The organism is Synechococcus sp. BIOS-U3-1 (genome assembly GCF_014279975.1).
Classification (GTDB): Bacteria; Cyanobacteriota; Cyanobacteriia; order PCC-6307; family Cyanobiaceae; genus Synechococcus_C.
This window is the reverse complement of the sequence record NZ_CP047936.1, coordinates 714,721-737,545: the sequence shown is the minus strand read 5'-3', so window position 1 is coordinate 737,545 and position 22,825 is coordinate 714,721. Positions and strand designations below refer to the sequence as shown.

Genomic DNA, 22,825 nt, shown 5'->3' with positions numbered 1-22,825 from the left:
TGCTGGCGGTCAGGTCGTGCCGTCGCTCTCATTCTCGGGGTTAGAGCGCCGGTTCCAGCGATCCAGCAGGTCAGGTCGTCGATCAGCGGTGCGCTGTTCACGTTGCTGCTGACGCCATCCAGCAATCGCGCCATGGTCCCCACTGCGCAGCACATCAGGCACGGTCATCCCTCGAAAGTCGGCAGGACGCGTGTAATGCGGATGTTCCAACAAGAGGTCGCTATGGCTTTCCTCCACCAACGAGGCCGCCGTTCCCACCGTGCCTGGCAACAGCCGAACCACGCCGTTGATCACCGTCATGGCCGGCAGCTCCCCACCGGTGAGCACAAAATCTCCAAGCGACACCTCTTCATCAGCCAGTGAGCGAATGCGTTCGTCAAATCCCTCGTAATGACCGCAGAGCAGCACCAACTGATCATGGTTCTCAGCCAAGCGCTGAAGATCAGCCTGTGCCAAAGGCCTGCCCTGCGGCGTCATCAGCAGCACCCTGCTTCGAGGGCTGAGCGGAATCGACTCAAAGGCAGCAAACACAGGTTCAGGCTTGAGCACCATGCCCGCACCACCGCCATAGGGCTCATCGTCAACCTTGCGATAGCGATCGGTGGCGTAATCGCGGGGGTTATGCAGGTGCAGCTCCGCTCGTCCAGCCGCAAAGGATCTACCGATCACGCCGAGTTCCCGGAGCGGTGCAAACGCCTGGGGCGCGAGGCTGATCACATCCAAGCGATAGGCCGACACAGCTCAGGTCTGAGGAGATGACACGCGCCGGATTTCGGAGCAGAAGCGCGCCTGAAGAGGAGTTCCATCAGTGGCGATGGCCGTGGTGCTGCGGAGGCGCAAATTGGGCTTGATGAACCAGATCCGTTCCAGCACGGTGGCAGCCGAGTCTCCAACCTTGAGCTCGAGCTCGAGGCTGGCATCGTCACGCAGTTGCCAGCGGCCGCTGCGCTCTGCTCCCTCAGCCAACACCACAAGACCCCCATCGCTGCGGAAGCGAAGCTCGCTGGCGGCTCCATCCGCAGACGTCACCGACAAGATCGAATCAGCGGCCTGATCACTCAGGCTCACGGTCACCTCACCACGATCGCTGGTGTGCCAGTCATCCTCTGAGCCACTGAGGTCAAAACGGCTGCGCAAACTCATCCAGGACCCCACACACAGTGTGAGGAACGCCTTCAGATCAGCTGGAGGGAACGCGATCTCATCCATCAGGCCATCTTCGCAGGGCAGCGCACTGATCAAGAGAATTGGTCATGCGTCAGATCCTGTCTTCGGCATGGCCGAACCAGAGAGTCCCGTATCAGAACCCGTCTCCGCTGTACCCGAGCTCGTTGAGCCGGGCTGGCTTGCTGCGCCAGTCCGGCACCACCTTCACAAACAGTTCCAGATACACGGGGCCGTCGATCAGGTTCTGCATCTGTAGGCGAGCCCCCTGGCCGATGGTCTTCAACATGGCGCCAGCCTTCCCAATCAGAATGCCCTTCTGGCTTTTGCGTTCCACAAGCACGGTGGCCAAAACGGCAGTGCGAGCCTTGCCTTTGCCCCTTGCCGGCATGTCTTCCACCCGATCGATGCTCACCGCCACGCTGTGGGGAACTTCTTCGCGGGTATGCATCAGCACCTGCTCGCGGATCAACTCGGCCATAAGCAGCTTTTCGGGCTGATCACTCACCATGTCGGGTGGATACAGCTGAGGGCCTTCTGGCATCAGAGCACTCACAGCGCTCACAAGATCGGCACAGCCCTCACCGTTCAAAGCTGAACAATGGTGCACCCGCCAATCGGTCTCTCCGAGCAGTTCGCGATAAGCCGCATCAGCCTCTGGTTTCCGATCGAACGGAACCATGTCCCATTTATTGAGCACGACCTGCACCGGCAAGCGCTGCTGACGCAGAAGATTGACAATGAAGGCGTCACCACGGCCAGGTAGTTCGCAGCCCTCGAGCAGCAGCAACACCTGATCCACTTCCCCGATCGCAGAGCGCGCGCTCTGAACCAAGCGCTCCCCCAACAAGTGATGCGGCTTATGAATACCTGGGGTATCCACCAGGATCAGCTGGGCATCCTGCGTGGTGAGAATTGCTCTGAGGCGGTTGCGCGTGGTCTGAGCCACCGGCGAGGTAATCGCCACCTTGTCGCCCACTAGTTGATTCACCAGCGTTGACTTGCCCACATTGGGGCGTCCGATCAGGGCGACAAAACCCGAGCGGTAGCCGACTGACAACGACGTTGAGACTGCATCCATCGCTTCAGCATCGCCTGAAGGCCGCACCCTGCCCATAGGCTTGTGATGCCACACAGTTGCTGTAGATGACCCAGCGAGAACCGAGCTTCCAGGAAGCCATGGAGATCGCCGCCGGCTGGATGAAGCAATGGGACCAGGACGAAATCAGTGATGAAGTGATGGCCGACCGGGTTGGAGCACTCGTGGTCAGCCGTGACGGCGCTAGAGGCTTCTTCGTGGTGAGTCTTGCGGGGGACAGCGCTCTGATGGACAGACTTCCGGACGCCCTGTTGATCAAACTGCGCGAAGCGGGTGACGGCGTGGTGGATCTCACGGCCCGCAATCTGGCCATGAGCGCAGCCATGGCCGTGCATCACCGCAACAACAACGACGACGAGCAGGCAGCAGGGTCAGAGCGCGTGAATCAACGCTGCTCCGAACTCCTGCGCCAGCTCGATTCCCAGCGTGTCAAAGACCGACTGGAGATCCTGCTGGAAGCGGCGCACCATAGTCGTGGAGATGATCTGGCCTTTTTAGAGCGCTGGGGTTACGACGAACACCAAAAGCAGGCCATCGGCGATGCAGTGCAAGCCGTTGCAGAGTGACCCAAGCATGCAAAGCCCCTCAACAGACCATCTCCCAGGATCAAGCACCAGATCTGGTGTGACGAACCATGAAGCATCTGCTTGCAACACTATTAGGTCATTCTGAAGTTGAGACAACTTCCGTCGCACACTGATTACTGTTTACGGCATCGGCCGGGTGATGGGGATCAACCGATATCGATACCTCGGAGTTGATCCGGGGTTTTTTATTGGCAATCCATCAGAACAACACAGTCATCTGCACACCGATGGCGAGGAAATCAGGCACTTCACTGATTTCATCCGGATTGAGAGTGAACTGAAGGTTGGGTTGAAGACTTGGATTATCACCAAGAGCGATCTGATAGTCCAGCAGGGAAGAAGACACTGTCAATCCCAGCTGCGACTGCATGGTTGAGAAGCCAGTCTCCATGGGCATCAAAAAACCCCGGTTTTCGCCGGGGTTTGGTTGAAGTTAAATTCATTCAGCTACAACCAGTCCAGGTTGATTTAGTCACGACGACCGCCGCCTTGAATAGCAATCACAAGGCGCAGAATGAAGACGAAAAGGTTGATATAGGTGAGGTACATCCCCAGAGCGCCAGCAAGATACTGGTCGTCCCGGTAAGTGCGAGGCATCGTATAAAAGTCTACAAAAGCCATACCCACAAACAAAATGGTGCCAAACCCGGCGATGGCCAGATTGGTGACTTCATAGATACCAGGAATGAAGAAGCCGGCAACAAAGATGCCGAGCATGGCAATGACTAGCCCCATCAGACCAAGACCGACAACAGCCGAAAGAGCCTGACCAACGCTGTCGCTCATGCGGCGGCCTACCACCGAGGCGATCACAAAAGTGAGACCCGTGGCAAGCGCAGCAATCCCGATCGAGGTAACACCTGCAACGGCAATCGCCTGCACCACAAGGCCAGTCAAAGTGAAGCCGGTGAGCAGACTGAAGGTGGCCATCAGCGGCAACGCCGTGCCGTTGTTGCCCTTGGAAGCCGCGTTCGACGCAACAAAGAACAGAATGAACCAAGGAATAATTGCCACCAACGAGAGGGTGTTGAAGGCAGAGAATCCGATGGAGCCCATGGTGGCCATTCCGCCAACCACTCCTGCAGCAGTCAGAGCCATGCCGCCCCCTACATAAGGAAGGGCTTTGTTGACCACATTGGGTCCCACAAGCGCACTGGATTGCGCTTCGCGAATGGCGTTTTGGAAGTTGCTGCTGGCTGGCATGTTGCCCCAGATCACTAGATGTATCTTGCCAGCTTCATCCAGGTTGTGGTTTTCAACCCGGTGCGGATCTCCCCATCGACCGCCGCATCGGTTTTGCATCTCGTCGGGGTTGGCTCTTGTCACGCCGTGCATAGGCATCCACAACGCGCTGCACCAGCTGATGACGGACCACATCAGCCGATGTCAAACGGCATACGGCCACACCTTCGACCCCATCCAGCACTTCCGACGCTTCCACCAAACCGCTGAGCTGACCTGAGGGCAGATCCACCTGGGTGGTGTCTCCGGTCACCACCATGCGGGAACGCTCTCCTAAACGGGTTAGCACCATGCGCATCTGTGCCGGCGTGGTGTTCTGGGCCTCATCAAGGATGACAAAGGATTCCGACAGGGTTCGGCCACGCATGTAAGCGAGTGGTGCCACCTCAATCACACCTTTTTCCAGCAGTGCCGTAGTTTTCTCCTGGCCCATCAACATATGCAGGGCGTCGTACAGCGGACGCAGATAAGGATCCACTTTCTGCTGAAGATCACCAGGCAAAAACCCCAGTCGCTCTCCCGCTTCTACAGCAGGCCTGGTCAGCACTAGCCGCTCTACCTTGCGCTCGGTGAGCATGCGAACGGCAAGAACAGTGGCCAAAAATGTTTTACCTGTGCCAGCAGGACCGAGCGCGAAGGTGAGATCGTGACGCTCCATCGACTCCACGTACGCCTTCTGACGCAACGTGCGCGGACGCAGAAGATTGCCACGTTGATTACGCGCCAGAACCTGTTGGCCCATGGCTTCATGTTCGCGGTTGCGACCGGTATCTAGAGCCTGCAATGCCGACTGAAGATCCACCGGAGAGATGGATTCACCTTCCTGCCAAAACTTACGCAGCAGCTCCACAACAGCCGCAGTGCGTTCAAGCTGACTGGGACGACCGCTGATCTCAAGTTGCAGACCGCGCAAAACCAGAGTGGTGCCCGTCAGTGCCTCGAGCTGACGCAACGTCTGTGACGTAGGTCCACCTGCTAGAGCAAGTGCGGCCTCCGTATGCGGCAGATCAAAGACGAAGCGACCAAGTGAGGTTGCCTCGGACATGCTGTCAATCAGCCTTCTGCGCTGGCAGCGTCATCTCCGGGAGATTCCTCAGCGGCAGCCTTGGCTTCAGCTTCAGCAGCAGCCTTTACCTCAGCGGCATCCTTGGCAGCCTGCTTGGAATCAGCCTCACGTTTGAGAGCTTGTTTGGCCTTACCAACCACTTCTGCTGGTCGGACCTTCTTCTCGATCAGACCACCCTTTTCAAGCAAGGTGCGGACAACATCTGTGGGCTGAGCTCCCTGGCTCAGACGCTCACGCAGTGCCTCGGCGTCCAAGCGGGTCTCTTTGGTGCGGGGGTTGTAATAACCCAGCTCCTGAAGGGGACGTCCATCCCGGCGCGAAGTGCTGTTGCAGGCCACGAGGCGGAAGCTTGCTTCCCGCTTCTTACCGAACCGCTTCAGGCGGAGCTTGATCATCGTGGCGCTGGCTGTGAGTAGGAACAGTTCGGCGCTAATAGAAGCGCCAAACAACCAACTTAGCCTGCCGCCCGTCAGAGCTCTCCGAATCCTTTCTTCTTCTTGACCGGCCGCTGACGCCGCGGTGGGCCACCGCCTCGACCGGCCGGCATTCCCCCTGGCATCCCTGGCATTCCGCCCATGCCTGGCATGCCACCCATCCCGGGCATTCCACCCATGCCTGGCATCTGACCCTGGGACATCTGCTGCATGAAACCGCGCATCTTCTGAAAGTCAGCCAGCACCTTGTCAACATCGTTGGGCTGGTGGCCACTGCCACGAGCGATGCGCCGACGACGAGAGGGTTCACTGGCAAGCAGGTCGGGGTTCTCCCTCTCCTGCTGCGTCATGGAACCGATCATCGCTTCGATCTTCTTGAGCTGCTGCTCGCCTTGCTTGAGCATGCCGTCGTCGATCTTGTTCATGCCCGGGATCATTTTCATCAATCCACCCAGCGATCCCATGCGCTTGATCAGGCGCATTTGCTTCACAAAATCCGAGAAGTCAAAGGTGGCCTCCTGCAGCTTCTTCTGCATTTGCTCGACATCGGCGAGCTCTACCTCCTTCTGAGCTTTCTCCACAAGAGTGAGCACATCGCCCATCCCGAGAATGCGGCTCGCCATCCGCTCGGGGTGGAAAGGCTGCAAGGCCTCCACCTTCTCTCCAGTACCGATGAACTTGATCGGTTGACCGCTCACCTTGCGGATCGAGAGCGCAGCCCCACCACGGGAATCACCATCGAGCTTGGTGAGCACGGCTCCGGTGATCCCCACCTGGTCGTGAAAGGCCCGGGTGAGATCAGCCGCTTCCTGACCAATCATCGAATCCACCACCAGCAGCACCTCATCCGGCTGCACGGCGGTTCTGATCCGCACCATCTCCTCCATCATGTCGGTGTCGATCTGCAGGCGACCGGCGGTGTCGACCAAGAGCGTGTCGAAGCCTTCCTGCCTGGCTTTGGCAAGACCTGCAGCTGCGATGTCTTCCGGTTTGGCATCGGCACCGAGACTGAACACCTCGACACCGATCTGTGCACCGAGAGTCTTCAGCTGCTCGATGGCAGCCGGACGGTACACATCAGCACCCACCATCAGCGCCCTTCTGCCCTGGTCCTTGAGGTGGAGACCGAGCTTCGCAGTGGCCGTGGTTTTACCGGCACCCTGTAGGCCAGCCATCAGCACCACCGTGGGCGACTCATCAGCCTTGGCAAGGGGAGCGTTGTCACCTCCCATCACCTCCACCAGCTGGTCGTGCACCACTTGAATGAACTTCTGGTCTGGAGAAACCCCGCGCACCACCTCGGCGCCCACGGCTTTTTCACGCACCTCCGCAACGAAATCTTTGACAACCGGCAGACTTACATCTGCTTCAAGCAGGGCGCGACGCACATCCTTGAGTGCGCCCTCCACATTGGTTTCGCTGATTTGGTCCTGGCCTCTCAGCCCCTTGACGGCGTCTTCAAAGCGGGCTGACAGCTCATCGAACATCGGCCGGACATCGGTTTCAGTTCTCTGATCGTAAAAGTGGCAGGGACTGAAGGTGCAATTTCTCTCTGCACGACGCTGATTGGTCGATCAGATCGGTGCATAGGCCTGAAGGCGCCAACCATCTTCATCTCGGCCAAGGATGTAACCCACCTTGAGCGATCTTGGTGCGGTGCTGTTCACTACCGTTCCAGCTGCATTCAGCGTTTGATCGCTGTAGTCCACATCGGCACGCAGCTCGATGCGATTGGGGGTGCGGCTGATGACCCTCATAAAATCGATTGAGGCCTCAACCTTCTGGGTCAGCCCTGCTGATTGATCAGCAGCTCTCTGTTGGCGGACCTGGCTTATCAGCCCGGGTCTGGCTATCGGTTCAAGACGTTCATCCGCTGAACCATCTCCACTCAAAACCGCCGCTTTGCGATCCAACCAGGATTGCAGCAGGTCCTCCAGCTGGGCTTCGGAGGGGCGATCAGAACGCAGCAGATCATCAGCTTCAGGCCCATTGGGAGAGGCAGGCTCCAACTCGGGCACTTCCGTGAGCACTGTCTGCCCATTCTCAACGGACATGCTGCTTGGATTCTCCCCAGAGCCCTGCTGCTTCGCCTCTGAAGCCGACTGATCCACAGGTGCATCCATGGATGGATCACCAGCCAGCCGGGGCTGCTCAGCTTCACGGCGAAGACCCACCACACTGAAGACCCCTATCACCAACACCACAGCAAGAACACCTGATCCGATCCAGGTCGAACGACTGGGTTGAGACAGCTGTGGCCATTGCAGCTCGGGCAATTGGAGCTGCGGCATGGGCGGAAGCGAGGGGCGAGGCAGTGCCGAGAGAGACAGTGCCGGCCATGCGAAACCGCCCTCGGACCGATCGTCTTGTTCCTGCGGGTCATCGACTGAAGGATCGGAGTCAAGCAGGGGCAGCGGCAGTGTGCCGTCGGGATCCACCGTCAGCGGGGAAAAGTCATCGAAAGACCAATCCCTGGGCTGCACTTGTCGCTCCAACCGCTCGACATAAGCCTGTACATCCCGATCGGCGAACCAGGCCTCCAAATCAATGGCCGCAGCATCAACATCCCGATACCCGGGCAGCACATCTCGTCCCAACCAGGTGCGGCAGTAGTCGCAGAGTGCAGCCAAGGCGTCGCCAGGATGTGCTGATAACCATGTTTTGATGGCCGGATCAGGGCTGCTGGCGAAATGACGCTCAGCCCGATCCACATCGCCAAGAAGCAGATCGAGACATCCGAGCAGAGGCTTGGTGTCAAGACCATCCAGCTTCAACTCCTGCAGACGAGTGCGAGCGTCCTGAACACGTTCAGGTTTGCGCTGGGAAAAGCCTGCAGCCGCAAGGGCCATCACAACCAAGAAGGAAGCATCCGCTGAGCCTGCATCTTGCAAGCGTCCGTAGAGATCAACCTGCTCCTGCACGGTCAGGAAGCGACGAATCTGCTGAAAAAACAACTCAAAGGCACCCTGATCCATGCCGGCGGGCAGGTCAGCCGTCACCAACCCTTCGAGAGCGCCGCCCTCGAGTCCGCCCCGATCGCTGATGAAGTTCTCCAGCATCACCAGGCCTTCTTGACGAGCCGATTGCTCAGCCAGATCACGACTGAGCAGATCCAGAATTCGGAATGGACGAAGTCTGGAAAGATCGGTTTCGAGGACCTGCCTTTGCTCAGGGAGCTTGCCCATCCGCTGAAGCAGCTGCATCCCCTCCTGCAGCAAGTTCGCCGCTGACTCATAGCGGCGCTGCTGCTGGTCTTGATCAGCCGCGTCACGGGCTGCCAAAGCAGCCAGCAAGGACAGATCCGACTCTCTGCCACTACCTAGAGCAGGAGCCTGAGGCGGCTGCAGGGCCTGACGGGCTAATTGAAAGGCCTCATGGGGTGCATGTGCTTCCCAGAGGAGCATCAGACCAGCCACCTCCAAATTGGAAGACAGTTCGAGACCGGCCGTATCACCGGGGTGCTCCTGGCCAAGCTCCAGCAACATTGCTTCGTACTGGCCACGGCGCTCAGGGTCCGTGAGCAAGTCCGCTGACAAGCGGAGCAGCTCAGCCCTTTGATTGAGCGACTCATGGGTGAACCCCTGATCAGGACAGCGATCCAGGCGCAACTGAAGTGCGCGCAACACTGCGTCAGGTTCCGCCGTTGGACTAACCCCCAGCAGACGGAAGTGGTCGATGGGTAGGTCCACCAGCATTGCAGCCATTGGCTGCAGACTGTAGGCAGGGTCTGGGGTTTTGCCCATCGATCCGCCATGGACCCTTAAAGTCTGTGGTCAAACAGGTGGTGCCATGGGTCAGGACATCGCAATCGGCACAGAGTCACGAAGCTCCTCCTCCGCCGAAGGACAATCTGTACTTGGTGCCCATGCGGAGCGGCTTTCGACCCTGGTGACAGCCCAGAGGGCCAGCGTTGACAAGGAGACCGGACTTGCGCTGTACCGCGACATGACCCTCGGGCGCCGCTTTGAGGACAAATGCGCGGAGATGTATTACCGCGGCAAGATGTTTGGTTTTGTGCACCTCTACAACGGTCAGGAGGCTGTTAGCACCGGTGTGATCGGTGCCATGAAGCGACAACACGACTGGTTCTGCAGCACCTACCGCGATCATGTTCATGCCCTGAGTGCTGGTGTTCCAGCCCGAGAGGTAATGAGTGAACTGTTCGGCAAGGAAACCGGCTGCAGTAAAGGCCGAGGTGGCTCGATGCACCTGTTCTCCAAAGAACATCACCTGCTCGGCGGGTTCGCCTTCATCGGAGAAGGCATCCCAATAGCCCTCGGTGCAGCGTTCACCAGCCGCTACAAGCGAGATGCCCTGGGTGACCCCAGCAGCAATTCCGTGACAGCAGCATTCTTCGGAGACGGCACCTGCAATAACGGTCAGTTCTTTGAATGCCTGAACATGGCGCAGCTCTGGAAGCTGCCGATCATTTTTGTAGTAGAGAACAACAAGTGGGCTATCGGCATGGCCCACGACCGCGCCACCAGCGATCCAGAGATCTGGCGTAAGGCCGGTGCTTTTGGAATGGCCGGAGAAGAAGTTGACGGAATGGACGTTCTGGCCGTTCGGGCCGCAGCCCAAAGGGCTGTTGAGCGGGCCAGGGCTGGAGAGGGTCCCACCGTTTTGGAGTGCCTGACCTATCGATTCCGAGGCCATTCACTCGCTGACCCTGATGAATTGCGTGCCGAAGAAGAAAAACAGTTTTGGGCCAAACGCGATCCACTGAAAGCTCTTGAACGCGACCTGGTCGGCACTGGCCTCACCAATAGCGAGGACCTGCGGGCAATCGAAAAGGAGATCGACGGCATCGTTCAGGACTGTGTCGACTTCGCTCTAAGTGCACCCGAGCCGGATGGATCTGAGCTGACTCGCTACATCTGGGCCGAAGACTGACCTCAGGCTGATCAGAGACCATGCAAACGGGCCTGATCAGCGGCTGCCCTGAAGACCAGTGCATGACGCTTTACCAAAGGCGTCATCGCGTCGTAACCACCGCCAATCACTGTGGCCACGGGAATCTTGCGGCGCAGACAGGCATCTAGCACCAGATGATCCCTTTGCAAAAGGCCGACATCCGATAAGGCCAGTCGGCCCAGACGGTCATCGCGATGGGGATCAACACCCGCGTTGTAAAGCACGATCTGTGGGTTCAGCCGATCCAACAGATCAGGCAAGTGGTCGCCAATCAAGGCGAGGTACTCCTGATCCCCCACTCCATCACTGATGGGCAGATCCAGATCACTGATCTGCTTGCGGGCAGGAAAGTTGGATGCTGCATGCGCTGAAAAGGTGAACACCCTTGGCTCGTGCTGAAAGATCAGCGCAGTGGCATCACCCTGATGCACATCAAGATCAACCACCATGATCTGAGTGAGGCGCTCTTGCTCCAGCAATACACGGGCACAGATCGCCAGATCATTGAAAATGCAGAATCCGCTGCCGTAACCCGGAAAGGCATGGTGCGTGCCACCAGCGAGATGGCAGGCCAGACCATGCTTCAACGCCAGACGAGCTGTCAGTAGCGAACCGCCAACGGCAAGAAAAGTGCGCTGAACTAAAGGGGTGGTGACAGGCAATCCGATCCGCCGTTGTGCCTGGCGATCCAATTGATCTCTGGCGAACGCTTCGTGATAAGCGCGGTCATGAACCAGTTCCAGCAATCGACGAGGCACTGGGAGTGGTCGATGCATCTGAATGTCAGTGGCCAGCCCAGTCTCCCTGAGACAACTGTCGAGCTGGCGAAACTTAGCCATCGGGAAACGATGGCTACTAGGCAGCGGAGCGCTGTAAACCTCGTGATAAACGAGTGGTGGTTTCAACGATTCAAAGAACTACTGACCTCAGAGAAATCAGAAGCTGGGTGCAACACGACGCGTCAAGTTACGCAGTTTGCGCAATGCCTTGAGCTCCACCTGACGAACACGCTCTCGCGAGACCTCAAGCAAGCGACCGATTTCGGCAAGTGTGTGCCGCTCATGGCCATTCAAACCAAAACGCAGGGTGAGAACGTGCTGCTCCTGGTCGCTGAGATGACTCATCCAGCGTCCAAGCTGTTCGTGATGAATCCGCTGCTCCACCTTGTCGAGCGGTTCTCCCAATGAAGCATCAGCAATCAGATCGCCCAGGAAGCTGCGACCTTCTTCCCCATTCACGGGTGCATCCAGGCTGCTGGTGGTAAGCGACTGCCTTAACAGCGAATCAAGCTCTGCCACCGGCATATCCATCGCCTCAGCAATCTCGAGTCGACTGGGCATCGCACCGAGCTTGTGGGCGAGATCCAGGCTCACCTTGCGAATCGTGGTGAGGCGCTCACTCAAATGCACGGGCAAGCGGATGGTGCGCGACTGACAAGCGATGGCGCGAGTCATGCTCTGGCGGATCCACCAGAAGGCATAGGTCGAAAACTTGTAGCCGCGGGTGGGGTCAAACTTTTCAACAGCACGCTCAAGGCCAAGAGAACCCTCCTGAATCAAATCGAGAAGTTCAAGACCTTTTCCTTGATATTTCTTGGCAACACTGACAACCAAGCGCAAATTGGCTTTCATCATGCGCTGCTTGGCACGCAGGCCAACGCGAATCATCCGCTTTTGCTTGCTTGAAAACGACTCACTGTCGGATGGAATTGTTCCATCCTCTGTGAGTTGCATCAGTTGCTGCACCTGATTGCCCAGCTCAATCTCCTCCGCTGGAGTCAGCAGTGGAATCCTGCCGATCGTGGCGAGGTACCAACTGATCGGATCGCTACTTCGTCGTTTTTGGGTTTCTGAAACCCCTGCTGCCGCTGAGACCATGGGGAAGAATATTTTTCGTTGAGTGACTTTCCTATGAATTTCACGATCAGCGATGTGTTTTCAGCAACCCTTCAGATTCGTGCGTGGAAAACGACACAAAACCCGGCGAATCGTGTAAAAAATGTAGAAATTCGGGCTTAATCGCGGTTCACATCAAGATCGCAACCTGAAACGCGTGAGACTCGCTAACTGTTCTGAAATCGCGATTGCGCCACTGCTTTGATCGCATGTCTGAGCGGCAACGGCATGCAATAAGGCAGATGCGGCAAGGTCTTCGAAACTGAGGTTGCCCTTGGCCGCCAGGCAACGGGCTCCCCAACCGGCAGCGTGACCAGCCAGCAAATCACCCAGCCCTGTTCGGGCAACCTCTGGATCGGTGTCTGTCAGCTGCCTCACGTCTCCGCCGGGAGAAGCAATCACGCTGTGAGCACCTTTCAGCAACACCGCGACCCCCGAGCAATCCGCCGCAGCCGCGGCTTTGTCTAATGCAGAGCCCATCTGGCAGTCGGGGAATAAGCGCTCAAACTCACTGCCGTGGGGCGTGATCCACGTCGGCCCAGATCGTTTCAACAACCAGCGCCAGCCGCCATCAGCGGCGGCCAGTTGATTGAGGCCATCGGCATCGAGCACAAGCAGGCCGCTGAACTCCAGCAGGGGCTCCGCCCACTGCTGCCAGCGTCCCTGCACCATCCCCAGACCAGGCCCGAGCAGCACCGCATCCAGGCGCGCTAGTTCACCCTGCAACAAGGCCTGGCCCCACTCCAGCGATCCTTGGCGATCCGAGGGGAGGTCCGCCCTCAGAACCACCTCAGGAGCCCACTGCCAGAGATGCTCTGCGACGCATTCAGGAAGACAGGCCTCAACACTGCCGGCACCACTGGCTAAGGCACCACGCAGCGCCAAATGGGCCGCACCCCGGTAGCGCTCGCTGCCAGCGATCACTAACAGACGCCCCCGCTGATATTTCATTGCCGCCGGCAACTCCGGAGGACGTGGCAGGGCAACAAGATCATCGGCCCGCAGGCGCAACGTTGGCGGTGAAGCGAGCGACTGCGTGAGCCGCACGGGTACAGCTGGGTCAATACGGTGCAGGCAACCCACATGCGCTATGGCAGCGTCCTGTACCAATCCACGCTTAATCAACCCTACGCAGAGAGTGTGCGAAGCCATGGCAGCACCACCCTTTATGGGGCAGCCGGTATCGGAGTCCAGGCCAGCGGGACAATCCAGACTCACCAGACGCCTCGGGAAATGACGCTGTCTGCGCTGAAGCAGATCGGCCAGATCACCAGGCAGTGGACGCTTCTGACCGAGGCCAAACAACGCCTCGATCCAGAGACCCTGCTCAGCTGGATCAGGAGAGGACTGCAAGCAAGTGGCGCCAAGCCAAAGCAAATGACGCCAATGCTCCTGAGTGAGGGGCTTTCGCAGAGCAATGGGCGCCCAGACCCGAACATCCACATTCGCCTCGAACAACTTGCGACCCACCACCAATCCGTCACCACCGTTGTGACCAGGTCCCACCAGCACCAGCACACCAGACGTCAACAACTGCGGACGCGCCAGAAACCAATCGGCCATGCGCTGGCCCACTGTTTCCATCAGAGCCGCAACCGGCAGGCCACTAGCCAGCCACTCCTGCTCCAGAGCGAGCATCTGATCGGCTGAGACCAAAAGATGGTCGGCATCAGCGGCTGGCCAGATCACTGCCGGGACCCATGGCACCTCACTATGGAAAGAGAATCCCGTTCATGCCCGTCCAGCCATGTCGGCAGCGACGCCCAGCATTGCCGCCACGTCAGCCGGTGCCCAGGCCCTGGCACGCCTACAAACCTGGCCTGGTGAGCACCGCGTGGCGGTAGGGCTCTCCGGGGGAGTTGACAGCTCTCTCACCGCTGCCTTGATGGTGGAGGCCGGCTGGGAGGTTGAAGGGCTCACGCTCTGGCTGATGAGCGGCAAGGGCGCCTGTTGCGCCGAAGGACTGGTGGATGCTGCAGGAATCTGCGAGCAACTCGGCGTTCCCCATCACATCGTCGATTCGCGCGATAACTTCGCGCGCGAAATTGTGGAAGGCTTGATCGAGGGCTACCAAGCAGGAATTACACCCTTGCCCTGTTCCCGTTGCAATCGGTCGGTGAAATTCGGCCCAATGCTCGACTGGGCACGACAGGAACGGGGGCTCGAACGGGTTGCCACAGGCCATTACGCCCGCATTCGCCTGGATGAGGCAACAGGACGCTGGAAGCTTTTAAGGGGTCTCGACACCCGCAAAGACCAGAGCTATTTCCTCTATGACCTCAACCAAGATGTTTTGTCCCGCGTGGTGTTCCCACTAGGCGAACTGACCAAACCCGATACCCGACTCGAAGCGGGCCGCCATGGACTGCGCACTGCGGAGAAACCAGAGAGCCAGGACCTCTGCCTTGCCGATCATCACGGCTCCATGCGTGCATTTCTCGACGCCTATCTGCCGCCACGACAAGGAGAGATCGTGCTTCAGGACGGAACGATTGTGGGCAATCATGATGGAATCGAGCATTTCACCATCGGCCAGCGCAAAGGTCTCGGTGTGGCATGGAGCGAACCTCTCCATGTCGTTCGCCTGGATGCAGCGATGAATCGCGTGGTGGTGGCACCCCGTGCAGAAGCAGGCCGCGATTGCTGTGAAGTGGGCGCTATCAACTGGGTATCGATCGCACCACCAACTCCAGGCTTCTGCCGCAGAGTGGAGGTGCAGGTTCGTTACCGCAGCGGCCCGGTCATGGCCGATCTCACCTGTATCGAGGCCACTGATGCCGATATCGCTGGGCAACGCCCCCATCGCTGTCGACTGAACTTCGACGAGCCTCAGTTTTCAATCACCCCTGGCCAGGCGGCGGTGTTTTACGAAGGCGAGTCCGTGCTGGGAGGGGGGCTGATCCAGACCTCGCCTTAAGTAGAAAGCCGGCTGCGATCAAGAGCATCAGCCAAAGCGGCCACTCACGCCAGACCGCATAGAGCGTCATGCCCTGCAAAGGTTCCAACCCAACAGGCAGCAGCCCCGGGACCATGGCAGGCAGTTGTGACTTAACCAGTCCTCTATCGGCAATCAGAGCCGTGGGGCCGGTGTTGGCAACCGAAACGAGTGGCCGGGCTGTCTCCAGGCTGCGCAGTTGTGCCAGTGCCAGGAACTGCCTCTGCAGCAGTAGTGGATAAGGATCGAGATTGGCTGCAGCCAGGATCCATTGCGCGCCACCCGCCACCGCCTCGGCAATGGCTGTTCCATTGCTGATCTCGTAACAAATGGCCACTGCCACGGGTGGGCCACCCCAGCGCCAAAGCCTGGAGGGCTCTCCTGACTGCAGGCCTCCGACCGCCGACAATCCGGCAAGCCCAGGCAAGGAGGGAGCCCATTCCCCGAGAGGCACCAGGCGGTGCTTGTCGATGCTGTTGGACATTCCAGATGCCTCTGGTGTCATCAGCAGGAGCGAGCTGCGCTGTTGGCCCGCTACGAAGCGGAAGCCGCCACTGATCAGGGGAATCCCCCCGTCGGGTTCAATCCCCAACTTCACAGGCAGCGTGCCCTCCGGAGCAATCAGCAGTTGAGCCCCACCTCGTTGAGCGCTCTCCATGGCCTGATGCAATCGCCGAGGCAGCTCTGTCTGCCGGCGAACGCTGAACTTCTCACGGGTGGGGATCGCCGTTTGCCACAGAGCCATCGACAATGCCGCTTGGTCGTCCTTCATGCCCTGAGCGAAACCCGTCAAGGCCACGACACCCAGACCATGGATCACCAACAGGGCAAGAACACCCCAGCGAAACAGCCGCCAGCGCTGCTCTGCTTCAGCGCGTACCGCGCTCCAGAACTGCCAGAGCCACCAGCCCAGCAACAGCTGAACGGCGGCCAGGCCTCCGGCACCGATCCAACCGGCCAAGCCTGCAAGCCAACGGTCAGCAGGAAGAACGCTGCCGCCGACACCGATCCAGAAGAGAGGCCCCCTGGCGAGAAGCGTCTCGCTCAGGCCCCAGGCCAGAGACAGAACCAAGGCCTGCGGCAAGCCGCAGCGACCGGGCAGCCAACGTGCCAACAAACTCCATCCCGCCACAAGCAACGCTGCGGATAAGGAGCAGGCCAACCAAACCATCAGGGCAAGTGGGAAGCTCAAGGGAGCCGGCACCCCCAGCCAGGTCAGGGGATGCAGGGCCAACAACCAGCGATGGCTGATGGCCACAGCCACCGCGGCCCAGAGCGCCGCGGCCAAAGGAGATCGGACGACCGACCACAGCAACGCCAACGCGGGAACCATCCACCAGGGGCCTGAAAGACAGAGGCCAAGTCCTGCGAGGACGCCACCGCTCAATCCCCTAAGCAATGGCAGGGATCGGTCATTGCCCATGGTCAGCACCATTGGATGCCGTCATCCTGAATTCAGACTCAACTGCGATTCTCGATGGAGACCGCCAACCCCCTTCAGCTGCTGCTGCTCCGTGGTCTCGGAACCACCACCCTGGTGGCTGACCGTCTTCGTTATGTGACCCAGGAATGGGTCAGTAGTGGACGAATGGATGCGACCCACGCCTCCGCACTTGTGGATGACGTTCTCAAGGCTCTGCGTGGGGAAACACCGGAACTTGAGCAGCAGATGGGTCGCAACCTCGAACGCAACCGCGACAACTTGCTTCAGGATCTCGGTCTCGCCAGCCAGAAGGAACTGGATGAGCTTCGCGGTCGGATCGACCGACTCGAGCAACAGCTGCGCCAACGCGATCGACAGGAGTAAGCCTGCCAGAATCAGCAAGAACGAACGGACCTCCAGTGCGCGACATTCTGATCAGTTCCGCGGTTTGCGTGGCCTGCCTGATCGTGGCTCTCGTCAGTCAGATCGTGGCTCCATCCACCGTGATTGCTGCAGCACCTGCAGCGCAAGCTGCCATCGTTCAGACCGCTGGTTTGAACACTGCATCCAGTCCAATGGAACTGGATCCCGATGAGACCAATCCCACCCTTTTCGCCATGGCACCCGACTCCAACCAAGCCGATGCATCGGTACTCGGAGGACCCATGAGCGCCGATAAAGCGCAGATCCTTGCCAGCGGGCTGCGCGTGACCGACATTGAGGTCGGCACCGGCCCTGAAGCCGTCGCCGGTCAGACCGTTGTGGTGCACTACCGAGGAACGCTGGAGAACGGCAAGCAGTTCGACGCCAGCTATGACCGCGGCAAGCCCTTCACCTTTCCCCTTGGACGCGGCCAGGTCATTAAAGGCTGGGATGAAGGTGTGCAGGGCATGAAAGTTGGCGGCAAGCGCAAGCTCGTGATCCCTCCTGAGCTGGGCTACGGCACCCGCGGAGCCGGCGGCGTCATTCCACCGAACGCAACACTGATTTTTGAAGTCGAGCTGCTCGACATCAAGTCTTGAGCGCCACTTAGGCTGAGCAAACGGCAGTTGACCATCAACCCACATGTTCCGCTCGGCACTCTTAGCCATCTTTCGCGCACTACCAGCTGAAGCAGCACAAGCCCACTGCGATGGTCCTTGTGGGGTCTATGACCCTGCTTCAGCTCGGGTCGCAGCAGAAGCTGTTCTCTCGATGACCAAAAAGCTAAAGGCCATGGAAGCGCCTGCAGCTGGCGACGCGGCAGCTCTCGCTCACTACAACAACACCTTTTCGCGCTACGTGGCGATCAAGGAAGAGGAAGCAACCAAGGCCAAAAAAGAGCTGATGATTCTCTGGACGGACTATTTCAAGCCCGACCATCTCGCTACTTTCCCGGACCTGCACGACACGTTCTGGAAAGCCGCCAAACTCTGCAGCGCCTGCAAGGTCAACATCGATCAAGGCAAAGCCGAAGAGCTGATGGCAGCAGTCGAAAAAGTTCATGGCATGTTCTGGCAGTCCAAAGGCCGCAACGACGCCTGGGTCACTGCATCCTGAGTGCATCACCATCTGGGTGCATCCCTTTGAATACTCCACTTCCAGCAGCAAGTCTCAAGGACTTGCTGCTGTTTTTTATGGGACGTCGCAAACTGTTCCAGGTGGAGGGCGACTCGATGCTCCCGAGTCTTCAACCGAAACAACGGCTGCTGGTGAAGCTGCGGCGACAAGGTGACCAGTCACCAACACCTGGAACCGTTGTGGTGTGTCGTCACCCAAACGAGATCAATCTGGTGATCACCAAGCGCGTCTGGCCGTCGAACGATGGTTGGCTGGAGCTCAGAGGCGACAACCCAGAAGCGAGCACCGACAGCCGTCACTTTGGACAGGTTCCCTTGGATCGCTTGATTGGTGAAGTGACTGCTGTGATCTCATCGACAGATCTACCCAGCGACAGGACCTGAATCAACCGGAGATGAGTGTGCGAAGGCCCTGCTCAACGTCCTGCTGACGCATCAAAGCCTCACCCACCAACACAGCTGCAGCACCTGCAGCCTGAACTTGGTCGAGATCAGCTCGAGCGAACAGACCCGACTCACTCACCAGCAACGTGTTCTGAGCTTTTAAAGCCTCGTCGAACTGTTCAGCTAGTTGCTCTGTGGTCGCGAGGTCGGTCTCAAAACTAGTGAGATCCCTGTTGTTTACTCCAATCAAAGGAAATCCACCGAGGGCAAGAACGCGTTGCATTTCATCGCGGTCATGCACTTCCACCAGCACGGTGAGTCCAATTGCAGCAGCCACTTTGCTCAGATAGGACAAATCCTGATCAGAAAGAATGCCGGCAATCAACAGTGCGGCATCAGCCCCGGCAGCACGCGCCTGATAGAGCTGATGCGGGCTAAGAATGAAGTCTTTGCAAAGCAAAGGCACATCTACTGCTTCGCGAACGGCGACAAGCACATCAAAACCACCTTGAAAAAAGGTCTTGTCCGTCAACACAGAAAGACAGCTGGCACCACCCGCCACATAGGAGCGCGCAATCGCAACAGGATCAAAATCCTCACGAATCACTCCTTTACTGGGACTGGCCTTTTTGACTTCAGCAATCACGGCCGGCAGAACAGGAGCCGATCGCAACGTCGCCAAAAAATCCCTTGCCTGAGGGAGCTCAGCAACACGAGCTTTCAGCTGCGCCAGAGGCATGCGCTGGCGAGCTGATTCAATTTCCCGGTCTTTCTCCCAGACGATCTTTTCAAGAATGTTGCGGGGCTCACTCTCCTGATGAGGAATGGCATATTCGAGATGAGCCACCTGAATCTTGGGATTGGGTGGACGGCGACGAAACTCCATAACGGAATGGTGAGAGGTTGATTTAGGCAGCGGAGATGAGAGAAGCGGCCGCCTGCTTGTAGGCCACTTCAACCACTTCGCTGAGAGTCGGGTGGGTATGCACCTCGGTAGCCAGCTGGCGCACACTCTGTCGACGGGCCACCGCATTGGAGACCTCCTGAATCAGGTCGGCGGCATGGAGGCCGTAGATATGGGCACCGAGAACCTCACCGGTGATCTTGTTGAAGAGCAATTTCATCAGGCCGTCACTCTCCAGTTCAGCAAGAGCCTTGGAATTGGCCTTGAAGTAGCTGCGGACCACGCCCAGCTCGAAACCCTGATCAGCAGATTGCTGCTTGGCATCGGCTTCGCTCAACCCCACTGAGCTGATTTCAGGGTGCGTGAACGTGGCTGCAGGAATGCTGCGGTAGTCGATCTCACGGGTGTGGCCGAGGATATTGTCAACAGCCACCGTGCCCTGAGCAGCGGCGGTGTGGGCCAGCATCAGCTTGCCGGTGACATCCCCCACGGCCCACAGATGGGGTACGGGCTGACCGCCAGTCAGAACACGCATGCCGTCGTCGATGGGCACAAAGCCCCGGTTGGTTTCAACGCCCAGTGCATCAAGATTGAGGCCATTGCTGCTGGGCACCCTGCCCGTGGCCACCAGCACCGCATCGACTTCCAAAGTCTCAACGGGTTCACGGGTCTGCATATCCACCAGTTCGATCTGAGCAGGTGAACCGGGCTTGATCGACTTAGCCAGCACTCCTGAGCGAGCGTCGATGTCACGACTGTCAATCAGCTTGCGCGCAGCAAGCTTGGCGATGTCGGGATCAAAGGTCGGCATCACCCGATCAAGGGCCTCGATCATGGTCACCTCACATCCGAGCGCGGTGTAAACATCAGCGAATTCCAAGCCGATGTAACCGCTACCGATGATCGCGATCCAGCGAGGAAGCCATTCCAAATTCACGGCCTCATCACTGGTGAAGACACTGCGTCCATCCGTCTCGATACCAGGCGGAACGAAGGGATCAGAGCCAGTGGCGAGGATCACATCACGTGCAGAGAGAATCCTGTCAACACCACTGATCTCCCGGACTCCGACTCTCTGTGGAGCATCGAGTCGTCCCTGTCCACGGATGATCGTGACACCAGCCCTCTCAAGCGTCTTAGTGAGGTTGGTGCGGATTGTGGCCACCAGATCGTTAGCGTGATCAGCGATTTTTTGACGCTCAAAGCGGACTGGTGCCGCATGAATACCAAAGCTGGAGAGATGCTTCGCATCGGCCAGCTCTCTCACGCGGCCGGATGCTGCCAGCAAAGCCTTGGAGGGAACACAACCGCGGTTCACGCAAGTTCCGCCCATGTCCCGTGACTCGATAATCGCCACCTTCAGACCGTGATCCGCGGCATGTTTAGCGGCATCGAAACCGCCATAACCGGCACCGATCACGATCACATCGAAGTCGAAACTGGCGTCGCTCACCCGGGCAGCTGCATGGAGGCCGTCATTGTCGCCCGTCGGCGTTCCAAAAGGAGAGGAACGGCTGCTGAGGCGACATTGAGAGACTCGACTTGATTGCTGTGGGGAAGCGTGACCCCATGGCTGCAGCAGGCCTGAAGCGATGGATGCAGACCTGCTGCCTCATTGCCGAGGACCAAAACAGTGGGACGGCACCAGTCCAACTGCCAGTAAGGAATCACCGGCATCCCGGAACCTGAATCGGGAACCAACGCTGCCACCACCTGGAGGCCACGGTCACGGGCTGCGTTGAGCTTGTCGGTCAATTGCTCTATGCCAATCGCGTCGGTAGGACCTAACCGCCTGAGCGGCAGTCGCAGCACTGCTCCAACGGCTGAACGCACCACCTTTGGAGCCAAAGGATCAGCGCCAGCTGCAAGCCAAACCTCTCCGACATCAGCTGCAAGTGCAGTGCGCAGCAAGGTACCGACATTGCCGGGATCCTGAACGCGATCAAGGGCTAGGACAAACGATGGAGATTCAGCAGGCACGGGCAGTTGGTCGATCGGCCAGAGACATGCCACTCCGCCTGGATTGACCGTGGAGAGGGCTGCTCTGAGCGCTTCCTCAGCCATGAGCTGCAGATCGATGTCATCCGCGAACCGATCGATCAGATCCGCGTGGGACTCCAGCCATTCAGGTGTTGCCATGACCTTGACTGGTCCCTTCTGCCGTCGCCGCAGTGACAGCAGCTCCCGAAGTTGATGGCTGCCTTCCAGCAGTAGATGACCATCCTGCTGACGCCCTGATGACGTAGCCAGAGATCGCAGACGCCGAACAAGCGGATTACGACGACTGGTGATCAGGTCAACACCGGATCCCGGAAGCTGATTCACCTCAGAAGCTGGTGTGCTTCCGCACCTTCAACCCATCGTGAAGGCTGAGTTCACTGCCCTCGATATCGACGCCGTTGACGGACGCAATCTCACCCTTGATCCCCTCAGCCGCGAGGTTTTCAACCAGCTTCTTGATGACCTGGTCTTCAACTGCTGCCTGGTCGACCTTATCGGGAGTCAGGGCTTCCAAAAACTTTCCAACCTTGGACGCCACAACCTCTGACGAGTTGGAGATTTTCAGGACAATCATGGGCAGTGGTTGAAGCCTTCTGAGAACAAGATAGTTCGGATGGCGAAGGTTGAACTCTTGCCACACTCCGGCTATCAGCGCAGCGATCTGAGCCATCAACGCAGCACTCAGCTGACCACAGGCAACACCTGAGCTCAATCCCCGAAGACGGGTCAATTGCAAGTGATCCCGTAAGTGCAGAGTCTCACGTTCAAAGACCTCTCTGAATCAGTGCGATCAAAAGCCTGTGAAGCTGAGTGTGATTGTCCGAAGACGATGCGAACAGTGATCTAACGCGTTCCACTTAGGCGTCGTGCATACAGCCAACCAGCCACACTGAGGTCAAACAAGGACATCCTTGATGATCAATCAGTGAAACAAAAAATTCTCTCAGAAGTGAGGCCGAATTCAAGGCCTGACTAGGGTCTCATCGAGAGTTCGATTCAATCAATGCGGATGGGGAGACTTGAACTCCCACGACATTGCTGCCACTAGTACCTGAAACTAGCGCGTCTACCAATTCCGCCACATCCGCCGGCGTGCGTCGCATAGCGACTCGTGAAACATACGACATCGGCACTCGGCCCTTCAGTCGATCGCCAAGACAGTTTGGGGGCCGGTCGTCTAGACGGTCTCAGGCCTAGCCGTCAAGATAAGCACTCGGC

General features: G+C 58.4%; 24 protein-coding genes and 1 tRNA gene. 7 read left to right on the top strand and 18 right to left on the bottom strand.

All coding sequences use genetic code 11. The features are described from left to right. Window positions 1-9 precede the first annotated feature (9 nt). From trmD to era, 3 genes are read right to left on the bottom strand one after another with little or no spacing between them, the layout of a single operon-like run. Entirely contained in the window at window positions 10-738 is a 729-nt protein-coding gene (trmD, locus tag SynBIOSU31_RS03750) for a tRNA (guanosine(37)-N1)-methyltransferase TrmD (RefSeq protein WP_186492135.1), read from the bottom strand. 3 nt (window positions 739-741) lie between these two features. Beyond that, on the bottom strand, window positions 742-1,242 hold the full coding sequence (locus tag SynBIOSU31_RS03745) for a phycobiliprotein lyase (RefSeq protein WP_370593670.1): 501 nt from the start codon (window positions 1,240-1,242) through the stop codon (window positions 742-744). A gap of 58 nt (window positions 1,243-1,300) precedes the next feature. Next, window positions 1,301-2,245, bottom strand: a complete 945-nt coding sequence (era, locus tag SynBIOSU31_RS03740; protein WP_186492823.1) for a GTPase Era — start codon at window positions 2,243-2,245, stop codon at window positions 1,301-1,303. A 65-nt stretch (window positions 2,246-2,310) separates the two neighbouring features. Between era and SynBIOSU31_RS03735 the strand changes: the two genes are divergently transcribed. Then, window positions 2,311-2,829: a hypothetical protein gene (locus tag SynBIOSU31_RS03735; protein ID WP_186492133.1), complete on the top strand. Its 519-nt coding sequence runs from the start codon at window positions 2,311-2,313 to the stop codon at window positions 2,827-2,829. A 220-nt stretch (window positions 2,830-3,049) separates the two neighbouring features. On the opposite strand, the gene SynBIOSU31_RS03730 is transcribed toward SynBIOSU31_RS03735, so the two are convergent. The 6 genes from SynBIOSU31_RS03730 to SynBIOSU31_RS03705 form a co-directional block, all read right to left on the bottom strand. Then, a complete protein-coding gene (locus SynBIOSU31_RS03730; RefSeq protein ID WP_186492132.1) occupies window positions 3,050-3,241 on the bottom strand; it encodes a carbohydrate porin in 192 nt (63 codons plus the stop codon). 77 nt (window positions 3,242-3,318) lie between these two features. After that, entirely contained in the window at window positions 3,319-4,053 is a 735-nt protein-coding gene (locus SynBIOSU31_RS03725) for a Bax inhibitor-1/YccA family protein (RefSeq protein WP_186492130.1), read from the bottom strand. Window positions 4,054-4,105: 52 nt separating this feature from the next. Then, the gene (locus tag SynBIOSU31_RS03720) at window positions 4,106-5,137 is read right to left on the bottom strand and encodes a PhoH family protein (protein WP_186492128.1); all 1,032 of its coding nucleotides are present in this window, start codon (window positions 5,135-5,137) and stop codon (window positions 4,106-4,108) included. A gap of 8 nt (window positions 5,138-5,145) precedes the next feature. Then, the gene (gene rpsP, locus SynBIOSU31_RS03715; protein WP_186492126.1) at window positions 5,146-5,553 is read right to left on the bottom strand and encodes a 30S ribosomal protein S16; all 408 of its coding nucleotides are present in this window, start codon (window positions 5,551-5,553) and stop codon (window positions 5,146-5,148) included. Window positions 5,554-5,627: 74 nt separating this feature from the next. Next, window positions 5,628-7,079 carry a signal recognition particle protein gene (ffh, locus tag SynBIOSU31_RS03710; protein WP_186492121.1) on the bottom strand — a complete coding sequence of 484 codons (1,452 nt, stop codon included), beginning with the start codon at window positions 7,077-7,079 and terminating at the stop codon, window positions 5,628-5,630. 87 nt (window positions 7,080-7,166) lie between these two features. Continuing rightward, window positions 7,167-9,335 carry an ARC6/PARC6 family protein gene (locus SynBIOSU31_RS03705; protein WP_186492119.1) on the bottom strand — a complete coding sequence of 723 codons (2,169 nt, stop codon included), beginning with the start codon at window positions 9,333-9,335 and terminating at the stop codon, window positions 7,167-7,169. Between the two features lie 46 nt (window positions 9,336-9,381). Here SynBIOSU31_RS03705 and pdhA point away from each other — a divergent pair, with 46 nt between their 5' ends. Then, window positions 9,382-10,485: a pyruvate dehydrogenase (acetyl-transferring) E1 component subunit alpha gene (gene pdhA, locus SynBIOSU31_RS03700; RefSeq protein ID WP_186492118.1), complete on the top strand. Its 1,104-nt coding sequence runs from the start codon at window positions 9,382-9,384 to the stop codon at window positions 10,483-10,485. 11 nt (window positions 10,486-10,496) lie between these two features. On the opposite strand, the gene SynBIOSU31_RS03695 is transcribed toward pdhA, so the two are convergent. From SynBIOSU31_RS03695 to SynBIOSU31_RS03685, 3 genes are all read right to left on the bottom strand, one after another. Continuing rightward, a complete protein-coding gene (locus tag SynBIOSU31_RS03695) occupies window positions 10,497-11,411 on the bottom strand; it encodes a histone deacetylase family protein (RefSeq protein WP_186492117.1) in 915 nt (304 codons plus the stop codon). A 30-nt stretch (window positions 11,412-11,441) separates the two neighbouring features. After that, window positions 11,442-12,383 (bottom strand): RpoD/SigA family RNA polymerase sigma factor, encoded by a 942-nt coding sequence (locus SynBIOSU31_RS03690; RefSeq protein WP_186492116.1) that lies wholly within the window; start codon window positions 12,381-12,383, stop codon window positions 11,442-11,444. A gap of 153 nt (window positions 12,384-12,536) precedes the next feature. After that, window positions 12,537-14,108 (bottom strand): NAD(P)H-hydrate dehydratase, encoded by a 1,572-nt coding sequence (locus SynBIOSU31_RS03685; protein ID WP_370593669.1) that lies wholly within the window; start codon window positions 14,106-14,108, stop codon window positions 12,537-12,539. A gap of 40 nt (window positions 14,109-14,148) precedes the next feature. Between SynBIOSU31_RS03685 and mnmA the strand changes: the two genes are divergently transcribed. After that, window positions 14,149-15,318, top strand: coding sequence for a tRNA 2-thiouridine(34) synthase MnmA (gene mnmA / locus SynBIOSU31_RS03680; protein WP_186492115.1), 1,170 nt, complete (start codon window positions 14,149-14,151; stop codon window positions 15,316-15,318). Here the strand turns inward: mnmA and SynBIOSU31_RS03675 are convergent. Beyond that, window positions 15,242-16,759, bottom strand: a complete 1,518-nt coding sequence (locus SynBIOSU31_RS03675) for an apolipoprotein N-acyltransferase (RefSeq protein WP_186492114.1) — start codon at window positions 16,757-16,759, stop codon at window positions 15,242-15,244. The two genes, mnmA and SynBIOSU31_RS03675, sit on opposite strands and share 77 nt — an antisense overlap. Before the next feature lie 54 nt (window positions 16,760-16,813). On the opposite strand from SynBIOSU31_RS03675, the gene SynBIOSU31_RS03670 reads away from it, so the two are divergent. The 4 genes from SynBIOSU31_RS03670 to sodX are packed head-to-tail and all read left to right on the top strand — an operon-like array spanning window position 16,814 to window position 18,702. After that, entirely contained in the window at window positions 16,814-17,143 is a 330-nt protein-coding gene (locus tag SynBIOSU31_RS03670) for a phasin family protein (RefSeq protein ID WP_186492112.1), read from the top strand. Window positions 17,144-17,178: 35 nt separating this feature from the next. Continuing rightward, complete coding sequence (locus SynBIOSU31_RS03665; protein ID WP_186492110.1) at window positions 17,179-17,781, top strand: FKBP-type peptidyl-prolyl cis-trans isomerase; 603 nt, start codon at window positions 17,179-17,181, stop codon at window positions 17,779-17,781. 43 nt (window positions 17,782-17,824) lie between these two features. After that, a complete protein-coding gene (sodN, locus tag SynBIOSU31_RS03660) occupies window positions 17,825-18,298 on the top strand; it encodes a superoxide dismutase, Ni (protein ID WP_186492108.1) in 474 nt (157 codons plus the stop codon). A 26-nt stretch (window positions 18,299-18,324) separates the two neighbouring features. Further along, complete coding sequence (gene sodX / locus SynBIOSU31_RS03655) at window positions 18,325-18,702, top strand: nickel-type superoxide dismutase maturation protease (RefSeq protein ID WP_255477341.1); 378 nt, start codon at window positions 18,325-18,327, stop codon at window positions 18,700-18,702. A gap of 1 nt (window position 18,703) precedes the next feature. On the opposite strand, the gene trpC is transcribed toward sodX, so the two are convergent. The 5 genes from trpC to SynBIOSU31_RS03630 form a co-directional block, all read right to left on the bottom strand. Next, entirely contained in the window at window positions 18,704-19,588 is an 885-nt protein-coding gene (gene trpC / locus SynBIOSU31_RS03650; RefSeq protein WP_186492106.1) for an indole-3-glycerol phosphate synthase TrpC, read from the bottom strand. 22 nt (window positions 19,589-19,610) lie between these two features. Further along, window positions 19,611-21,059, bottom strand: a complete 1,449-nt coding sequence (gene lpdA, locus SynBIOSU31_RS03645) for a dihydrolipoyl dehydrogenase (protein ID WP_186492105.1) — start codon at window positions 21,057-21,059, stop codon at window positions 19,611-19,613. Further along, window positions 21,056-21,931 carry a TrmH family RNA methyltransferase gene (locus tag SynBIOSU31_RS03640; RefSeq protein WP_255477339.1) on the bottom strand — a complete coding sequence of 292 codons (876 nt, stop codon included), beginning with the start codon at window positions 21,929-21,931 and terminating at the stop codon, window positions 21,056-21,058. Before SynBIOSU31_RS03640 ends, lpdA begins: the two co-directional genes overlap by 4 nt. A gap of 1 nt (window position 21,932) precedes the next feature. Then, on the bottom strand, window positions 21,933-22,181 hold the full coding sequence (locus SynBIOSU31_RS03635; RefSeq protein ID WP_186492819.1) for a hypothetical protein: 249 nt from the start codon (window positions 22,179-22,181) through the stop codon (window positions 21,933-21,935). Window positions 22,182-22,611: 430 nt separating this feature from the next. Further along, window positions 22,612-22,695 (bottom strand) — tRNA-Leu (locus tag SynBIOSU31_RS03630). Window positions 22,696-22,825: the final 130 nt, after the last annotated feature.

What these genes read in the sequence shown, in the direction of transcription:
- SynBIOSU31_RS03725 (WP_186492130.1), bottom strand. Translation starts at nt 4,053, where the DNA reads ATGCCAGCCAGCAGCAACTTCCAAAACGCCATTCGCGAAGCGCAATCC.
- rpsP (WP_186492126.1), bottom strand. Translation starts at nt 5,553, where the DNA reads ATGATCAAGCTCCGCCTGAAGCGGTTCGGTAAGAAGCGGGAAGCAAGC.
- ffh (WP_186492121.1), bottom strand. Translation starts at nt 7,079, where the DNA reads ATGTTCGATGAGCTGTCAGCCCGCTTTGAAGACGCCGTCAAGGGGCTG.
- sodN (WP_186492108.1), top strand. Translation starts at nt 17,825, where the DNA reads ATGTTCCGCTCGGCACTCTTAGCCATCTTTCGCGCACTACCAGCTGAA.
- SynBIOSU31_RS03670 (WP_186492112.1), top strand. Translation starts at nt 16,814, where the DNA reads ATGGAGACCGCCAACCCCCTTCAGCTGCTGCTGCTCCGTGGTCTCGGA.
- SynBIOSU31_RS03730 (WP_186492132.1), bottom strand. Translation starts at nt 3,241, where the DNA reads ATGGAGACTGGCTTCTCAACCATGCAGTCGCAGCTGGGATTGACAGTG.
- SynBIOSU31_RS03705 (WP_186492119.1), bottom strand. Translation starts at nt 9,335, where the DNA reads ATGGGCAAAACCCCAGACCCTGCCTACAGTCTGCAGCCAATGGCTGCA.
- trpC (WP_186492106.1), bottom strand. Translation starts at nt 19,588, where the DNA reads ATGGAGTTTCGTCGCCGTCCACCCAATCCCAAGATTCAGGTGGCTCAT.
- SynBIOSU31_RS03635 (WP_186492819.1), bottom strand. Translation starts at nt 22,181, where the DNA reads ATGATTGTCCTGAAAATCTCCAACTCGTCAGAGGTTGTGGCGTCCAAG.
- era (WP_186492823.1), bottom strand. Translation starts at nt 2,245, where the DNA reads ATGGATGCAGTCTCAACGTCGTTGTCAGTCGGCTACCGCTCGGGTTTT.
- SynBIOSU31_RS03690 (WP_186492116.1), bottom strand. Translation starts at nt 12,383, where the DNA reads ATGGTCTCAGCGGCAGCAGGGGTTTCAGAAACCCAAAAACGACGAAGT.
- SynBIOSU31_RS03735 (WP_186492133.1), top strand. Translation starts at nt 2,311, where the DNA reads ATGACCCAGCGAGAACCGAGCTTCCAGGAAGCCATGGAGATCGCCGCC.
- mnmA (WP_186492115.1), top strand. Translation starts at nt 14,149, where the DNA reads ATGTCGGCAGCGACGCCCAGCATTGCCGCCACGTCAGCCGGTGCCCAG.
- SynBIOSU31_RS03675 (WP_186492114.1), bottom strand. Translation starts at nt 16,759, where the DNA reads ATGGGCAATGACCGATCCCTGCCATTGCTTAGGGGATTGAGCGGTGGC.
- SynBIOSU31_RS03720 (WP_186492128.1), bottom strand. Translation starts at nt 5,137, where the DNA reads ATGTCCGAGGCAACCTCACTTGGTCGCTTCGTCTTTGATCTGCCGCAT.
- pdhA (WP_186492118.1), top strand. Translation starts at nt 9,382, where the DNA reads ATGGGTCAGGACATCGCAATCGGCACAGAGTCACGAAGCTCCTCCTCC.